We start from the raw sequence: 13,234 nt of genomic DNA on the forward strand, positions 1-13,234 counted from the left end.
CATGAGTTTGCGCCCGCCTGTTCGTGAACATTTGTTACCGCTGATGGATGACCTGCTGCGCGAGTTTTCCGGGTTGCACCGGCTTTCCGGCTGCGATGATGCACAACGGGCGGCGCAGCACATGGTGTCTGTGTTGCAGGATCACGGACTGGATGCGCGGCTGATGCAGTGCCCGCTGTATCTCAGCGATCCCCTGGCCGGAAGATTACGGCTGCCTGAATTTCCGCAATGGCAGTGCGACGCCAAAACCCGTTCGTTCTCGGCTCATTGCCCGCAGGGCGTGGAAGCACAGGGTTATCACGATGACGGCGCCTGTCAGCCGCGTACCGATCTTGAATGGCAACGTTGGGCGCAGGACGTAAAAGGCAAAATTGTGATTGCGGGGCAGGGCTTTGAAGATTACGTGCAACGCCTGTGCGCTGCAGGTGCTGCCGGACTTATCCATATCTGGGGGTCGGCTGAAACCGCACTGCATGAAGAAACCGTCGGGCCGGTCTGGGGGACGCCGGAACCGGATGATTTTCTGCGTTATCCGCGCTTGCCGGTGATTTCCGTTAATCATCAGGATGGTCAGCGTTTGCTGGCGCAGTATCAGCAACACCCGCTGATGACGCTGGAAATCGCCACGGAACTGAATTTTCACGTTGCTGAATGCAGCATGCCGGTGGTGGAAATTCCCGGCCGTTCGCCGGAGTTCGTTCTCCTTTCCTCACATTATGATTCCTGGCACGAAGGCGTCACGGATAACGCGACCGGTAATGCGCTTTGTCTGGCGATGGCAATTCATATTCATCAGCAACCACAAACGTTGCTGCGCGGACTGCGGATTATCTGGTGGCCCGGGCATTCCAATGCCCGTTATGGTGGCTCGACCTGGTACGCTGACAACTACCGCCAGCAACTGAAACAGCATTGCGTGGCACATATTAACGTCGATTCACCGGGGTGTAAGGATGCGGTGAATGTTGTGCTCAATGCCAGTGGTGCGGAATCACAGACCTTTTTAAATGCGGCGGTGAAAGCCGTGACCGGTGAACCGGCGCAGCGCATTACCCCCCTGGGCAAAGGCGGCGATCAGTCATTCTGGGGGTGCGGTCTGCCACTGCATTTTGCCTTTCGTGAAGTCCCGCTGGAAAAAAACAGTCAGTCGCCGGGCAGCGGCGGCGGCTGGTGGTGGCACACGCAAGACGACACTTACGATAAAGTGGATCTGAATATTCTCTGGCGCGATACGCAAATCCACGCGCACTGGCTGGAAGGCCTGCTGACACAACCCGCGCTGCCGCTTGATCCGTTGGCTTACCTGAACGGTTTGCAGCAATCGCTGGCAGAACTCGCCGCCACAATTTCACCTGAATTTGATCTCTTTACCGTGGCTGAAAAATTACAACAATTACAGCCTGTTTTGAGCGAACTGACCACGAACTGGCAGGCGGATCCGCAGACCTGGCAGCGGCAACTGAAACAGGCGATCGCCGGTTTACATCGCCTGCGTTACAGCTCCGTGGATGACTTCCATTACGATCTGAGTTATCGCGGCGGTGCGTTCCCCGGTTTTCAGGAACTGGCTGCACGGCGGGAAGATACCTCGCCGGAAATGTGGCTGATGATGGCAACGCGCTTTCGCCGTCAGCGTGACCGTGCGCTGGCGCTGCTGGACAGCGTGGAGGCTATTTGTCGCTCATGACCAGCAGATACCGGCAGGGCTTGGTGCCGGGATTACTGAATGTGATGGGCAAATCAACGCCGAACGTCAGCGCATCACCCGCGGTTAACGCATATTTTTCATCACCATAATCAATCGTCAGCGACCCCTCCACCATCCATAAACGTTGTTTATAGGCCTGATGGCTCCAGCCCGGATAACTGACGCGAGCCGCCGCTGGCAGCGTAATTTCGACCAGTTCCGCGCCGCCGTTTTCCTCATGCGCCGTCACCTGACGGCGCAGATAACCGATATCCGGATCCTGCCAGACTTCCTGCTGCGCCAGCGGGCGCAAGGGTGCAGGCTGCTCGTTATCTTCTGACAGCAACTGCGCCAGCGACACGCCCAGACTGGCCGCGAGGCGGCCTAACAGACTGGCGCTCGGGCTGCTGTCCTGCCGCTCAATTTTCGAAATCATTGCCTTACTGACGCCCGAACTGCTGGCCAGTTGTTCGAGGCTTAAACCCTGAGATTTTCGCAAAGCCTGCAGGCGCGTGGCGATCAATTGGTCGATTGACATGAGGTAAGTTCCGTTATTTACTTTTGTGGAAATAATTCTACTATAGTGGAATTGAGTGCATAACGGAAGCCACCGGGGAACGACTGATGAAAATGATTACCTGCACTGAACGCCAGCATGCTGTCGCAATTTTGGATATCTTTAATGATGCGATTCTGACATCTACGGCGCTTTATGATTATAAGCCACGCCATATCGACAGCATGACATCGTGGTTTGCCACTAAACTGACCCATAACTTTCCGGTGATTGGGCTGGAAGACGCGCAGGGGACGTTACTGGGTTTTGCCAGTTATGGCACGTTCCGCGCCTGGCCTGCGTATAAATATTCGGTCGAGCATTCGATTTATATCCATAAAGATCATCGTGGAAAAGGGTTGGGAAAAATCCTGCTAAGCGCACTGGTGGAAGCTGCCCGTGAACGGGGCGTGCATACGCTGATTGGCGCCATTGATGCGGCTAACAGTGGCAGTATTGCCCTGCACGAAAAAAATGGATTCATCCATACCGGCACGATTAAACAGGCGGCTTTCAAATTTGATCGCTGGCTGGATCTGGCTTTTTATCAGATGATCCTCGAAACGCCCTTAAAACCGGTTGCAGGCTGAGGGCGCCGCGCTGAATGAGAAAGCAAGAGCCGGAGGGCGCGGGTGTTCACGGCGATTTATGCTGGCAGTTATCCAGTCGCAAACGTGAGGCATAAAATGTCAGGTAAAACAGAAGTCATCAAAGATAAGGCATGGGGAAATATTGCCTGTGTGCAGAGCCAGGATCCTCGCTGGCAGGCGGTCGTCAACTGTGATGCGAATGCGGATGGTAAATTTGTTTATGCGGTAAAAACCACCGGAATTTACTGCGCACCGTCGTGTCCGTCGCGGCAGCCTAATCCGGAAAATGTTATCTACTTTGATGATGCCGAAGCCGCAGAACAGGCAGGATTCCGTCCCTGCAAGCGTTGCCGTCAGGGGCTGATTTCACTGGCACAGTTTCATGCTCAGCGTGTGGCTCAGGCCTGCCGGTTGCTGGAACAATCAGCCGACATGCTGACGCTGAATCAGCTGGCTGCCAAAGTGGGCATCAGTGCATATCATTTTCATCGCCTGTTTAAAGCACAAACCGGCGTGACACCTAAAGAGTACCAACAGGCGCAGCGAGCACGCCGGGTACGTGAAAAACTGGCAGATTCTGCGACGGTCACCGAGGCGATCCACGCGGCGGGCTATCCTTCTGATGGCCGGTTTTACGAAACCTCCGTGGCGACACTGGGTATGACGCCGCAAAATTTCCGCTCGGGCGGCCGTGATGTACGCGTCTGGTTTGCCATCGGTAAATCTTCTCTCGGCGATATACTGGTCGCCGAAAGTCAGCGGGGGATCTGCGCCATTTTGCTGGGAGATGACCCTGAAAAGCTGATTAACGAACTGCAAAACAGTTTTCCGCAGGCAGAATTACTGGGCGGTGATCCGGCTTTCGAGCAGCGTATTGCCCTGGTCGTCGGCTTTGTGGAAGCGCCAGAGATGGGTCTGGATTTGCCGCTGGATATTCGCGGCACGGCTTTCCAGCAGCGTGTCTGGCAGGCATTGCGTGATATTCCGCCGGGAACAACAGCCAGCTATGCCGAGATCGCCAACAAAATTGGCTCGCCGAAATCCGTCCGCGCGGTGGCCGGGGCCTGCGCCGCGAACCTGCTGGCGGTCGCCATCCCGTGCCATCGGGTGGTGAAAACCGGTGGCAATATTTCCGGCTACCGCTGGGGGGTAGAACGAAAGCGCAGTTTGCTGGCGCGGGAAGAGAAGGGCTGACTATACTGAGCAGACTTTATGATCTCATGAACTTTTTTATAACGAGGGATGCCGTGCCAGCCTGCACTTTACGGATTGCTGAACCCAAAGATATCGATGCTCTTGCTCAATTACATGTTGCCATCTGGCGTGATACTTATCGTGAGCTTGCTCCTCCGGAGGCTTTTGTGGCTCTCGATGTACCGCGTCGGCAAGCGTTCTGGCAGGATAAATTTGCACATCCTGCTGACGGTCAGGGCATTTTTATTGCGGAAACTGATGGAGCATTCGCCGGATTTTGTCTGGCTTCGGCTTCCTCAAACCCGGAATTTGGCGACATGGCAGAAATCAAATTTCTGTATGTTTCTCCGGCATTTAAACGTCGGGGAATTGGCCGACTGTTGATCGCCAAAGCCGCAAAGCATCTTTCCGCTGAAGGTTTTCGCAGCGCAGGGTTGGGTGTTGTCGAAGGAAACGAACCGGCCATTCGTTTTTACCAGGCTTTAGGTGGCCGCGAAGCCGGACGATATACCGATGCCGGGCCACTCTGGCGCTCGCCTAACATAATCTATGCGTGGCCTGATATTACCGTGCTGACTGCACTGTAAATCCCCCTGGCGGTCAAACCCCCGCCTGCGTCAGTGAATAGCGCAGGCAATATTCACCCACGCAGTGTTTCCAGCCGTTGTTTTTGCTGACCTTCCGGCGTGAAATTATCTGCGCTTAACCAGCGTTCAAACGCGGCTTTCGACGCTGGCCATTCATAGTCGAGAACGGAATACCAGCAGGTGTCACGGTTGTGGCCTTTATTGATGATGGCCTGACGGAACATACCTTCATAGTGGAAACCAAAACGCTGTGCGGCCAGTTTTGATGGCTCATTCAGGCTGTGGCATTTCCATTCGCAGCGGCGATATTTCAGCGTATCGAACAGATAGCGTTGCAGCAGATAAATTGCTTCAGTGCCAAAACGCGTGCGTTTCATCAGCGGAGACCAGTTCACCCAGCCAATTTCGGCAACGCCATTCACCGCATCAATGCGCATCAGAGAAACGCTGCCGACTGCGCGTTGTGTCTGCATATCGACAACCGCAAAGAACAGGGGATCCTCACTTCTGGCCTGTTGAGAAATAAACAGATCGCAATCAGCCTGGGTCGCAGGAAGATCGACGGAGAGATATGTCCAGTCGCGATTATCATCAATGCTGTGCCAGGCCTTGAAGAGATCCTGACTATGGCGTTCAACGTTCAGAGGCTCCAGACGACACCAGAGGCCGTCAAGCTGAACATGAGAAGGTCGTTCGCGGGGTTGCCAGTCGGGAAGGGCATCACCAATGGGTTGGCCGAAGTGGTTAAGGGTGGTCATAGCGTTTCCATTTTACTCTCAATGAACTTCCATAAAATCAGAATGGAATGACGCCTGCAACCGGCGCTTTAATAAAAATCCGGAAAGCGGGCGCTTAGCCCGCTTCGTTAATACAGGCCAGTTATAAGCATCCGGCACTGCCACAGATCCTGATTTTTTCCTCAACAACTTTTTGCATCGCCAGTTTTCCAGGCACGATGTATTTGCGGGGATCATTAGCATCCGGATGTTGTGCAAAATACTCTTTTACCGCGCCGGCAAATGCGATTTTCAGCTCGGTCGCAACATTGACTTTGCAGATCCCAAATTCTATTGCCTGACGGATCATGCTTTCAGGAATACCGGACGCACCATGCAGGACCAGCGGGACATCGACCTGCTGACGGATTTGCCCAAGGCGGCAGAAGTCCAGTTTCGGTTCGCCCTGATACAGACCATGCGCGGAGCCAATCGCAACGGCCAGCGAGTCAATGCGTGTGGATTCAACAAAGTGCCTGGCCACAACGGGATCGGTGAAAAAACTGTCGCCTTCGTCTACCACCAGATCGTCTTCCTGCCCGCCAAGACGGCCGAGTTCTGCTTCGACACTGGCATCAAAGGCATGGCACAACCGTACAGTTTCACACACGTGTTGGATGTTTTCTGCCAGCGGGAAATGTGAAGCATCAATCATTACGGAGCGGATCCCCGACCGGACTTTGTTTTCGATATCGCCCTGATCTTCATGGTGGTCCAGATGCAGCGCCAGTGGAATGCGATACTTCCGCGCAGCCTCATGGCATATCGAGATCAGGTAGTCTGTACCTGCATAACTGAATGTCCCCGGCGTTCCGGCAAGGATCACCGGAGAACTCATGGCTGCCGCCGTTTCTGCCACGACTTGTACCGTCTCGAGGTTGTGAACGTTGAAAGCCGGGACGGCGTAACCTCCGCGCTGAGCTGCGAGCAGCATTTCCCTGTTTGAAATCAGATACATTTTCTTAGCCTCCCGTCATATCCAGCAAAATCTTTCCCGTCATCGGCTTGCCAGCCAGTGCCGTGACGTCCCTGACAAACTCTGCGGGACGGGCAACACTGGCGATCAGGGGGGCCAGGTTTAGTTTATTCTCAGCAAAAAGCTGTATGGCAAGTCGCCACTCACTGCCCGGCCACGGAGAGGAATAGTTCATCCAACTGCCGAGCAAGGTCAGCTCTTTGCGCAGGATATGGCCGAAAGTAGTGACGTCTAAAGTCAGGTCTTTGTGTAAGGTGCCGACCAGCGCGATTTGCGCTTTGGGGCCTGCGATATTGAGAGACAAGGCCACGGTTTGCGCTGTGCCTGCTGTTTCAATAATCAGCTGATTAAAGCGCCGTTCATGAGTTTGCTGGCGGATTTCATCGGCGTTGCATATTGTGCTGTTATAAACGTGGCTGGCACCTGTTTCCTGCGCCAGGGAAAGGCGCTGCGGATTGATATCGATCGCTGTCACCGATTTAGCCCCCAGGGCGCTGGCTGCCTGAATAAGCAACTGCCCGATGGTGCCGGCTCCAATGACTATCACTTCTTTACCCTCACAGCCTCCTGCCAGCTTCAGGGCATGCAAGCCAACGGTGAGCGGTTCCAAAAAAGCGCCTTGCAGAAGTGAAAAATTCTCCGGCAATTTAAATAAGTTTTTACGCGAAACCACGATAAATTCAGCATGGCCGCCACTCCGTCGGGAGCCAATAAATTGATAATGCTTACATTGGGAATACGCTGTTTTGCGGCACTCTTCGCACTGAAAGCATGGCAATAAAGGTACGCAGGCCACGGCATCCCCCTCATATAAATCGCTGACTTCTTCTCCGGTGCTAACGACGTGACCACTGAATTCGTGGCCTAATGTGATGGGATAAAAATGTGAACTGCTGGCGAAAATACGCGGGATATCGGATCCGCAAAGCCCGGAGTAGGCAATGCGAACCAGAACCTCATCGGGTGCACTCAGCGTGGGAGCCGGTTGCTCTTCAATAGTTATCCTGCTGTCAGCATGTACAACAACTGATTTCATAGTCAGATTCCTTAAGCGGGGGATTTCCCCCCGCCGGGATGAAAAGTTAAGAGTTAGCCAGTGAAGCGGCTGCCCGCTTTTCTGTTTGTGTGAATTGACGGGCGCGACGCCATGTCAGGAATACACCGATGGCGTAAATAACGCCGATGATGGTGAGTCCGGTGATGTTTTTGAGCGTGCAAAGTTGGATGAGTAAATACGTGATCGGCGAGCCGCCCTGATCCATTGAAGCTACTCTTCCTCCAGCCGTGAGTGCACCCGCATTTGCAGCCAGTTGGGTATGTAAATCAATGGTCTGCGTCGCTATCCACAGTGTGATGCTCATGATGATGCAACCCGAAATCAGCGTGCGGAACAGGTTGCCCTGATGCACGGCCACCGCAATGGCAACGAAGAAGCCGATAGTGGCGAGGTCACCAAATGGCAAGACCTGATTTCCCGGGACAAGCACGGCGATAAGGATTGTCAGAGGAATAAAAATCAGGCTGGCTGAAACAACGGCGGTATGACCGAGTAATAAAGCCGGATCCAGACCAATCAGGAACTCCTGTCCACCAAAGCGGGCTTGCAGACGTGTACGGGCATGGCGGGCAATGGGCGTTAAACCGTCCATTATCGGTTTGATGACTCGTGGCATCAGAAGCATAACCGCAGCGGTTTTAACGGCCAGCTGCAATACGCCTTTGACGTCGTATCCCGCGAGGTAACCAATAATCAGCCCCATCACGAAACCGACGGTGACGGGTTCACCGAACGGACCGAAACGCTTTTGCACATCATCAGCGCTGAAGTGAATTTTGTTCAGCCCTGGGATCTTCTCAATGAGGGTATCAACCAGTACCGCAATCGGGCCGAGATACGCCGAGGAACCATGGGGGATGGCAATACCGTCCAGATTAAAGAAGTCACGCGTATCCTTTGCAAACCAGTCGCCCAGCTTGTAGATGAATGCCGCATGCAAAACGACCCCCATGATCCCCAGCCAGTAAGAACCGGTGGCGAGGTGCAACATGGCACCGGTGAAAGTCATGTGCCAGATATTCCAGATATCCACATTGACGACACGTGTCATACGCGTCAGCAACATGACGATGTTCACTCCGATCGCAATCGGAATAGCGACCAGCGCGATTTGTGATGCCCAGGTCATTGGCGACGAACCCGGCCAGCCAATATCGACGACCTGCAGGTTAATTTCGAAATGCTCTGCCATGGCTTTTGCCGCAGGGCCGATGGAGTCGAGCATCAGGCCAATGACCAGACCGATCCCGACAAAGCCAATACCAATATGAATCGCAGATTTAAATGAATCCCCCAGTTTCATCCCTAATATCAGAGAGAAAACGATGATCACCCCAGGCAGCATGACTGTCGGGCCGAGATCGAGGATGTAGCGCATGATGTCGGTAAACATGACTTACTCCTGTAACAGGGTCAGTATTTGCTGACGTAACGTATCCATACCCACGCCGGAGATAAACGGCATGCCGTGCACCACAGGAATGTTGCCAAATGTCCGGTCAACTTTGGCGGTGGTACAAATCAGATGGGCACCGTCCATATAGGTTTCGATTTCCGTTACCCGGCACTGAACGAGATCCACATGTATGCCATGCGCCTCACACAATTCTTTGATTTCCTCCGCTGCCAGCGTAGAGGTGGCAACGGCTCCGCCACAGGCGACTATAATTTTTCGCTTCACGGTAAGGCTCCTTAACAGATTGTTTTAAATATTATTTTTTTAGGTAAGACGTCGGGTTTATTGCTGAGAACATTTTCAGGTACAAACGGCGGATCGTTTCTCAGGTGCCGGGATAAAAATGTGCCGTTCAAAAAGCGCGGATAACTGTTCTTCAGGCGCTGTCAGTAAGCTTTCGAAAAAAACAGGATCCTGTAGCTGGCTGAATAACTGACGTAACAACATCAGCTGTTCAGAAGGATGAGTGACAATCAGGGCAATAATGAGTGTCGCGGGAATCGTTCCCTCATCATCAGCCTGAAAGAATTCCACCGCTGTATCTGGCCTGATCAGATAAATGGCCGGGCTGCGGGCATGGGTGGCTTCGCAATGAGGAATGGCGACGGCGTGGTGTTCAAGCTGAATGCCGGTGGGATATTCAGCCTCGCGATTGACCAGCGCCTGCGGATACGTCGATTCCACCACGCCCTCCTGCACCATGCGCTCACCGATATGCATGAGTGCTTCGTGATAATCCGCAAAGCTGATACCTGTTTTGACGAAGATTTCGCAATTATGCATGGCAGGCTCCTTCGCATATCGTTTGCAACGGCGTGCAGCCGAAGTGATATGCGCGTAAAACGTCCTGAATTTTATCGATGATAAGTTCATGCGGATCGCTGGCGAGTTCGCCGTTCATCACCCGTTCAAACTGAGCAGGAAGATATTGGCTCAGCAGACCAAGCGGGATATCTGTTGAACGCAGGTTGGCCATTAAAACGTCCATCGCCCGGTTGATGCGTGTATGAGGCCAGTAGTAGCGAATTCGATCGGATAAGCTGAAATGCAGATCGATAAGCGAAAGGCTGAATGTTGGGTTGTAATACTTTTTCCAGTAACCGGGTTCATCCAGCATGACGCCATCAATGACCGTCAGGATCTGGCTGCGGCATTCTGGCGCAATCAATACCTGTTCAATGTTGGCCAGGGCAAAGACGGCTTCCCGCAAAGCGAAAGTCAGCGCGGGACCCACTTTCAGGATAGCGAAGTGATCTTTCACCAGGTTGCGGTAGGAATCACGGGTCTGGTAATCGGTGGAATGTGCCTCATAAACCAGCGGTGTAGTCGCAATATAAGCTGACAGATCCTGAGCAAGATCAGACTGATAGTGAATCACGCGGCTGTGATCGAATTCAACGCCGGGCTGAACCACGATGGCGACGATCCGATCTATGGCATCATTGAGCCCGAGTTCACGAAATGCCTGATGGTGCATATCCAGAGTCGCTTTTGCATCTTTGGCTTCAGTGACATGAACGTGCTGAATCGCCGATGACTCACCGCCTGGAACCGGAACTTCAGTACCGATGACATAGGTCAGCAACGCTTTCTGCTGTGCAGTTGCCACTTCTTCTGCGACCTGACATAAACGCGCCGCGCGCTGAGCCACGACGAAAGGATCCAGAGGAACAGGATCGTCTGCACAGGACATGGATGCATCCAGATGAATTTTGCTGAATCCGGCTTCGACATAACGCGCGATAAGCTCTTGTGCTTTTGCCATCGCTGTTTCGGCGTTTTCGTGCTGCCAGCAGTTTGGCCCCAGATGATCGCCCCCTAAGATCAGACGTTGTAATGGAAATCCGATTTTCTCGGCAATGGCGAGAACGAAATCGCGAAAATCAATTGGCAGCATGCCGGTATAGCCGCCAAACTGATTTACCTGGTTGGAGGTTGCCTCGATGAGCACTTTTCGGCCAGTGTGTAAGTCTTCCCGTAATGCAGCTTCAATCACCAGCGGGTGCGCAGAGCATACTGAGCAGATCCCGATCCTTTCGCCTGTCTTGTGTTTAGCAATAATGTCTTTCATTTTATGCCTCCGTTTATTTCCGAAGAGGATCATACCTTTCCGAAAGGCAAACAATAGCGTTTTCTGCATTATGTGATGGCGATCGAAATGTTTCGTAAGTTTATTGCATTCGTTTTCTTTCGTTTTAGGGGCGTCTCGGGGATTGAAAAGATAACGTCTGAGAATGCAGCAAAGGCACATGCGGAGTTGCTATGCTTCACAGCGCAGGGAATTTTTACTCCTCATTAAGGTGCCTTTTGTTTACACTGTGAGGAATATGACCTTTCGGATTACTCATAATGAATACTTATGAACGTCGCAATAAAATCATTGATTTAGTGAATGAAAATGGCAGTGTTCTGGTCACTGACCTTTCGACTGCTTTCGAAGTTTCAGAGGTGACAATTCGGTCAGACTTGAGTTTGCTGGAACAAAAAGGTGCGCTCAGTCGTTTTCACGGAGGGGCGGCAAAGTGGATCGCAAAGGAAACGCCTGGTCACGAAAAACCACTGGATGAAATGGTTCTGGAAGAGCGTTATCTTCACGCCAGCGACCCGAAAAAACGCATTGCTCAGACCGCCGCGGGGTTGGTTAAACCGGGGGATACCGTGATCCTCGACAGTGGCAGCACGACCATGCTGCTGGCTGAGGAGTTAGTGAAAGCGGGTGATATCACTGTCATTACTAACAACTTACCGGCTGCGTTTGTATTATCAGAAAACCCGGATATCACTCTGGTCGTTTGCGGCGGAACACTACGCCACAAAACGCGCTCGCTACATGGCAACATCACGGAATATGCGTTGCAGGGCATCGTCGCTAACCTCATGTTTGTCGGCGCTGATGGCCTCGACGCGGCCACAGGGATCACCACATTTAATGAAGGCTATAGTATCAGCGGTATTATGGCTGATGCCGCTCAGCGTGTTGTCGTGGTGACTGATTCCACTAAATTTGGCCGACGCGGATATAACCTGGTGCTGCCTATGGAAAAAATCGACACCATCATTACTGACTCCGCTATCAGCGATGATGTGCAGCAGGCGCTCCAACAAACATCGACAGAGATTATTGTTGTTTAATCTTTATCCGGTTTCTGGCTTCAACCTGTGCTGACTTTATGGCCGATGATGATTAAAAGATACTGGCAGAACAGAGGGTTGCGCAGACGCGCAAGAAAATTTTTATCTGTTTCAGTAACAGCTATTGATAAGTGGAAGCGGTATTCAAAAAAGGCCGCAGAGCAAGATCCCTGCGGCGACGGAAAAGTAATCAGGATTTTTTGTTATAAACTTCAAAGGTGAAGTATTTCTTTTCCAGCGTCTTATAAGTGCCGTTTTTGTGTATTTCTGCCAGTGCATTATTGATCAGTGTCAGATGTGCCTGATCATCCTTACGCAGTCCGATGGCCGTGCCTTCACCCAAATAACGGGTGTCGTTTAATGGCTCCCCGGCGAAGGCATAACCTGTGCCTTCCGGGGTTTTCAGGAAGCCCGTTTCTGCGGCGGCGGCATTGGTCAGCGTCACGTCTATGCGACCTGATGCCAGATCCTGATTCACGAAATCCTGATTCTGATAGGAAACCACATCCACGCCTTTTTTCTGCCATTCGCCCTGGGCGTAGGCTTCCTGCGTAGTGCCCTGAGCAACACCCACCGTTTTTCCTTTCAGTGAATCGGCTGTGGGTTGCAGGCCGCTCCCTTTCTTCGCGATCAGCACACTTGGTACGTGGTAAAGCATGTCGGAGAAAGTGACCTGCGTTTTACGTTTTGGTGTCATGGACATTGCAGAAAGTACCGCATCAAACTTTTTAGCATTCAGCGCCGGGATAATGCCGTCATAGGCGGTTTCGACCCACTCACATTTCACTTTTGCCTGCTGACAAATGGCGTTACCTAAATCGATATCAAAACCGACCAGCTTGCCATCTGGCGCTTTTGATTCAAAAGGTGGAAATGACGGATCCACACCGAAACGCAATGTCGTCTCCGCATGTGCCAGCCCGCTGGTGGCCGATAATGCCGCGATGATCAGCAAGGGGATTTTATTCACAATTGTTCTCCGGTGGTGCCCAATAAAAACAAACCCCCGCCCGGCTGCGGCGAGGGTAAAGGAATTATTCATATTTTGAATATGACGATTGCGATATCTAGGGTCAAGCGCCAATCTTATCGTCAAAATGGTCATTAGCGTGACATAGGGGGTATTGGTTTTTGGGCAGAGTAAGTGAGGGTTTTACCGGGTCTATAGCGGCAGAGGGGCTGCGTTTATTCTTAAAAACAACAGGATAAATATTCCAATGTCT

General features: G+C 52.3%; 14 protein-coding genes. 5 read left to right on the forward strand and 9 right to left on the reverse strand.

Going from position 1 to position 13,234, the window contains the following annotated elements; translation table 11 throughout:
* The first annotated feature begins 1 nt into the window (after nucleotide 1).
* On the forward strand, nucleotides 2-1,687 hold the full coding sequence (locus tag UC14_RS00085; protein ID WP_112197004.1) for a M28 family peptidase: 1,686 nt from the start codon (nucleotides 2-4) through the stop codon (nucleotides 1,685-1,687).
* On the opposite strand, the gene UC14_RS00090 is transcribed toward UC14_RS00085, so the two are convergent.
* A complete protein-coding gene (locus UC14_RS00090; protein ID WP_013576756.1) occupies nucleotides 1,671-2,225 on the reverse strand; it encodes a helix-turn-helix domain-containing protein in 555 nt (184 codons plus the stop codon). The genes UC14_RS00085 and UC14_RS00090 overlap by 17 nt on opposite strands.
* 86 nt (nucleotides 2,226-2,311) lie before the next feature.
* Here UC14_RS00090 and UC14_RS00095 point away from each other — a divergent pair, with 86 nt between their 5' ends.
* From UC14_RS00095 to UC14_RS00105, 3 genes are all read left to right on the forward strand, one after another.
* Nucleotides 2,312-2,833, forward strand: a complete 522-nt coding sequence (locus UC14_RS00095; RefSeq protein ID WP_013576755.1) for a GNAT family N-acetyltransferase — start codon at nucleotides 2,312-2,314, stop codon at nucleotides 2,831-2,833.
* A gap of 96 nt (nucleotides 2,834-2,929) precedes the next feature.
* Nucleotides 2,930-4,027: a bifunctional DNA-binding transcriptional regulator/O6-methylguanine-DNA methyltransferase Ada gene (gene ada / locus UC14_RS00100; RefSeq protein ID WP_112197072.1), complete on the forward strand. Its 1,098-nt coding sequence runs from the start codon at nucleotides 2,930-2,932 to the stop codon at nucleotides 4,025-4,027.
* Between the two features lie 53 nt (nucleotides 4,028-4,080).
* Nucleotides 4,081-4,614: a GNAT family N-acetyltransferase gene (locus UC14_RS00105; RefSeq protein WP_013576753.1), complete on the forward strand. Its 534-nt coding sequence runs from the start codon at nucleotides 4,081-4,083 to the stop codon at nucleotides 4,612-4,614.
* A 53-nt stretch (nucleotides 4,615-4,667) separates the two neighbouring features.
* Here the strand turns inward: UC14_RS00105 and UC14_RS00110 are convergent, their stop codons facing one another.
* From UC14_RS00110 to gatZ, 7 genes are all read right to left on the reverse strand, one after another.
* Nucleotides 4,668-5,372, reverse strand: a complete 705-nt coding sequence (locus tag UC14_RS00110) for a GNAT family N-acetyltransferase (protein ID WP_112197005.1) — start codon at nucleotides 5,370-5,372, stop codon at nucleotides 4,668-4,670.
* 121 nt (nucleotides 5,373-5,493) lie between these two features.
* The gene (locus UC14_RS00115; protein ID WP_112197006.1) at nucleotides 5,494-6,348 is read right to left on the reverse strand and encodes a tagatose bisphosphate family class II aldolase; all 855 of its coding nucleotides are present in this window, start codon (nucleotides 6,346-6,348) and stop codon (nucleotides 5,494-5,496) included.
* 4 nt (nucleotides 6,349-6,352) lie between these two features.
* On the reverse strand, nucleotides 6,353-7,402 hold the full coding sequence (locus UC14_RS00120) for an alcohol dehydrogenase catalytic domain-containing protein (RefSeq protein WP_112197007.1): 1,050 nt from the start codon (nucleotides 7,400-7,402) through the stop codon (nucleotides 6,353-6,355).
* Nucleotides 7,403-7,448: 46 nt separating this feature from the next.
* Nucleotides 7,449-8,816, reverse strand: coding sequence for a galactitol-specific PTS transporter subunit IIC (locus UC14_RS00125; protein WP_112197008.1), 1,368 nt, complete (start codon nucleotides 8,814-8,816; stop codon nucleotides 7,449-7,451).
* A 3-nt stretch (nucleotides 8,817-8,819) separates the two neighbouring features.
* A complete protein-coding gene (gatB, locus tag UC14_RS00130; RefSeq protein ID WP_013576748.1) occupies nucleotides 8,820-9,104 on the reverse strand; it encodes a PTS galactitol transporter subunit IIB in 285 nt (94 codons plus the stop codon).
* 75 nt (nucleotides 9,105-9,179) lie between these two features.
* Nucleotides 9,180-9,662, reverse strand: a complete 483-nt coding sequence (gene gatA, locus UC14_RS00135; protein WP_013576747.1) for a PTS galactitol transporter subunit IIA — start codon at nucleotides 9,660-9,662, stop codon at nucleotides 9,180-9,182.
* The gene (gene gatZ / locus UC14_RS00140; protein WP_112197009.1) at nucleotides 9,655-10,950 is read right to left on the reverse strand and encodes a tagatose-bisphosphate aldolase subunit GatZ; all 1,296 of its coding nucleotides are present in this window, start codon (nucleotides 10,948-10,950) and stop codon (nucleotides 9,655-9,657) included. Before gatZ ends, gatA begins: the two co-directional genes overlap by 8 nt.
* Nucleotides 10,951-11,228: 278 nt before the next feature.
* Here gatZ and UC14_RS00145 point away from each other — a divergent pair, with 278 nt between their 5' ends.
* Complete coding sequence (locus UC14_RS00145) at nucleotides 11,229-12,011, forward strand: DeoR/GlpR family DNA-binding transcription regulator (protein WP_013576745.1); 783 nt, start codon at nucleotides 11,229-11,231, stop codon at nucleotides 12,009-12,011.
* Between the two features lie 190 nt (nucleotides 12,012-12,201).
* Here UC14_RS00145 and UC14_RS00150 read toward each other — a convergent pair whose 3' ends face one another.
* Nucleotides 12,202-12,981, reverse strand: a complete 780-nt coding sequence (locus UC14_RS00150; protein ID WP_013576744.1) for an ABC transporter substrate-binding protein — start codon at nucleotides 12,979-12,981, stop codon at nucleotides 12,202-12,204.
* Nucleotides 12,982-13,234 lie beyond the last annotated feature (253 nt).

Source organism: Rahnella sp. NRRL B-41462, from assembly GCF_003263525.1.
GTDB classification, from domain to species: Bacteria; Pseudomonadota; Gammaproteobacteria; order Enterobacterales; family Enterobacteriaceae; genus Rahnella; species Rahnella aceris.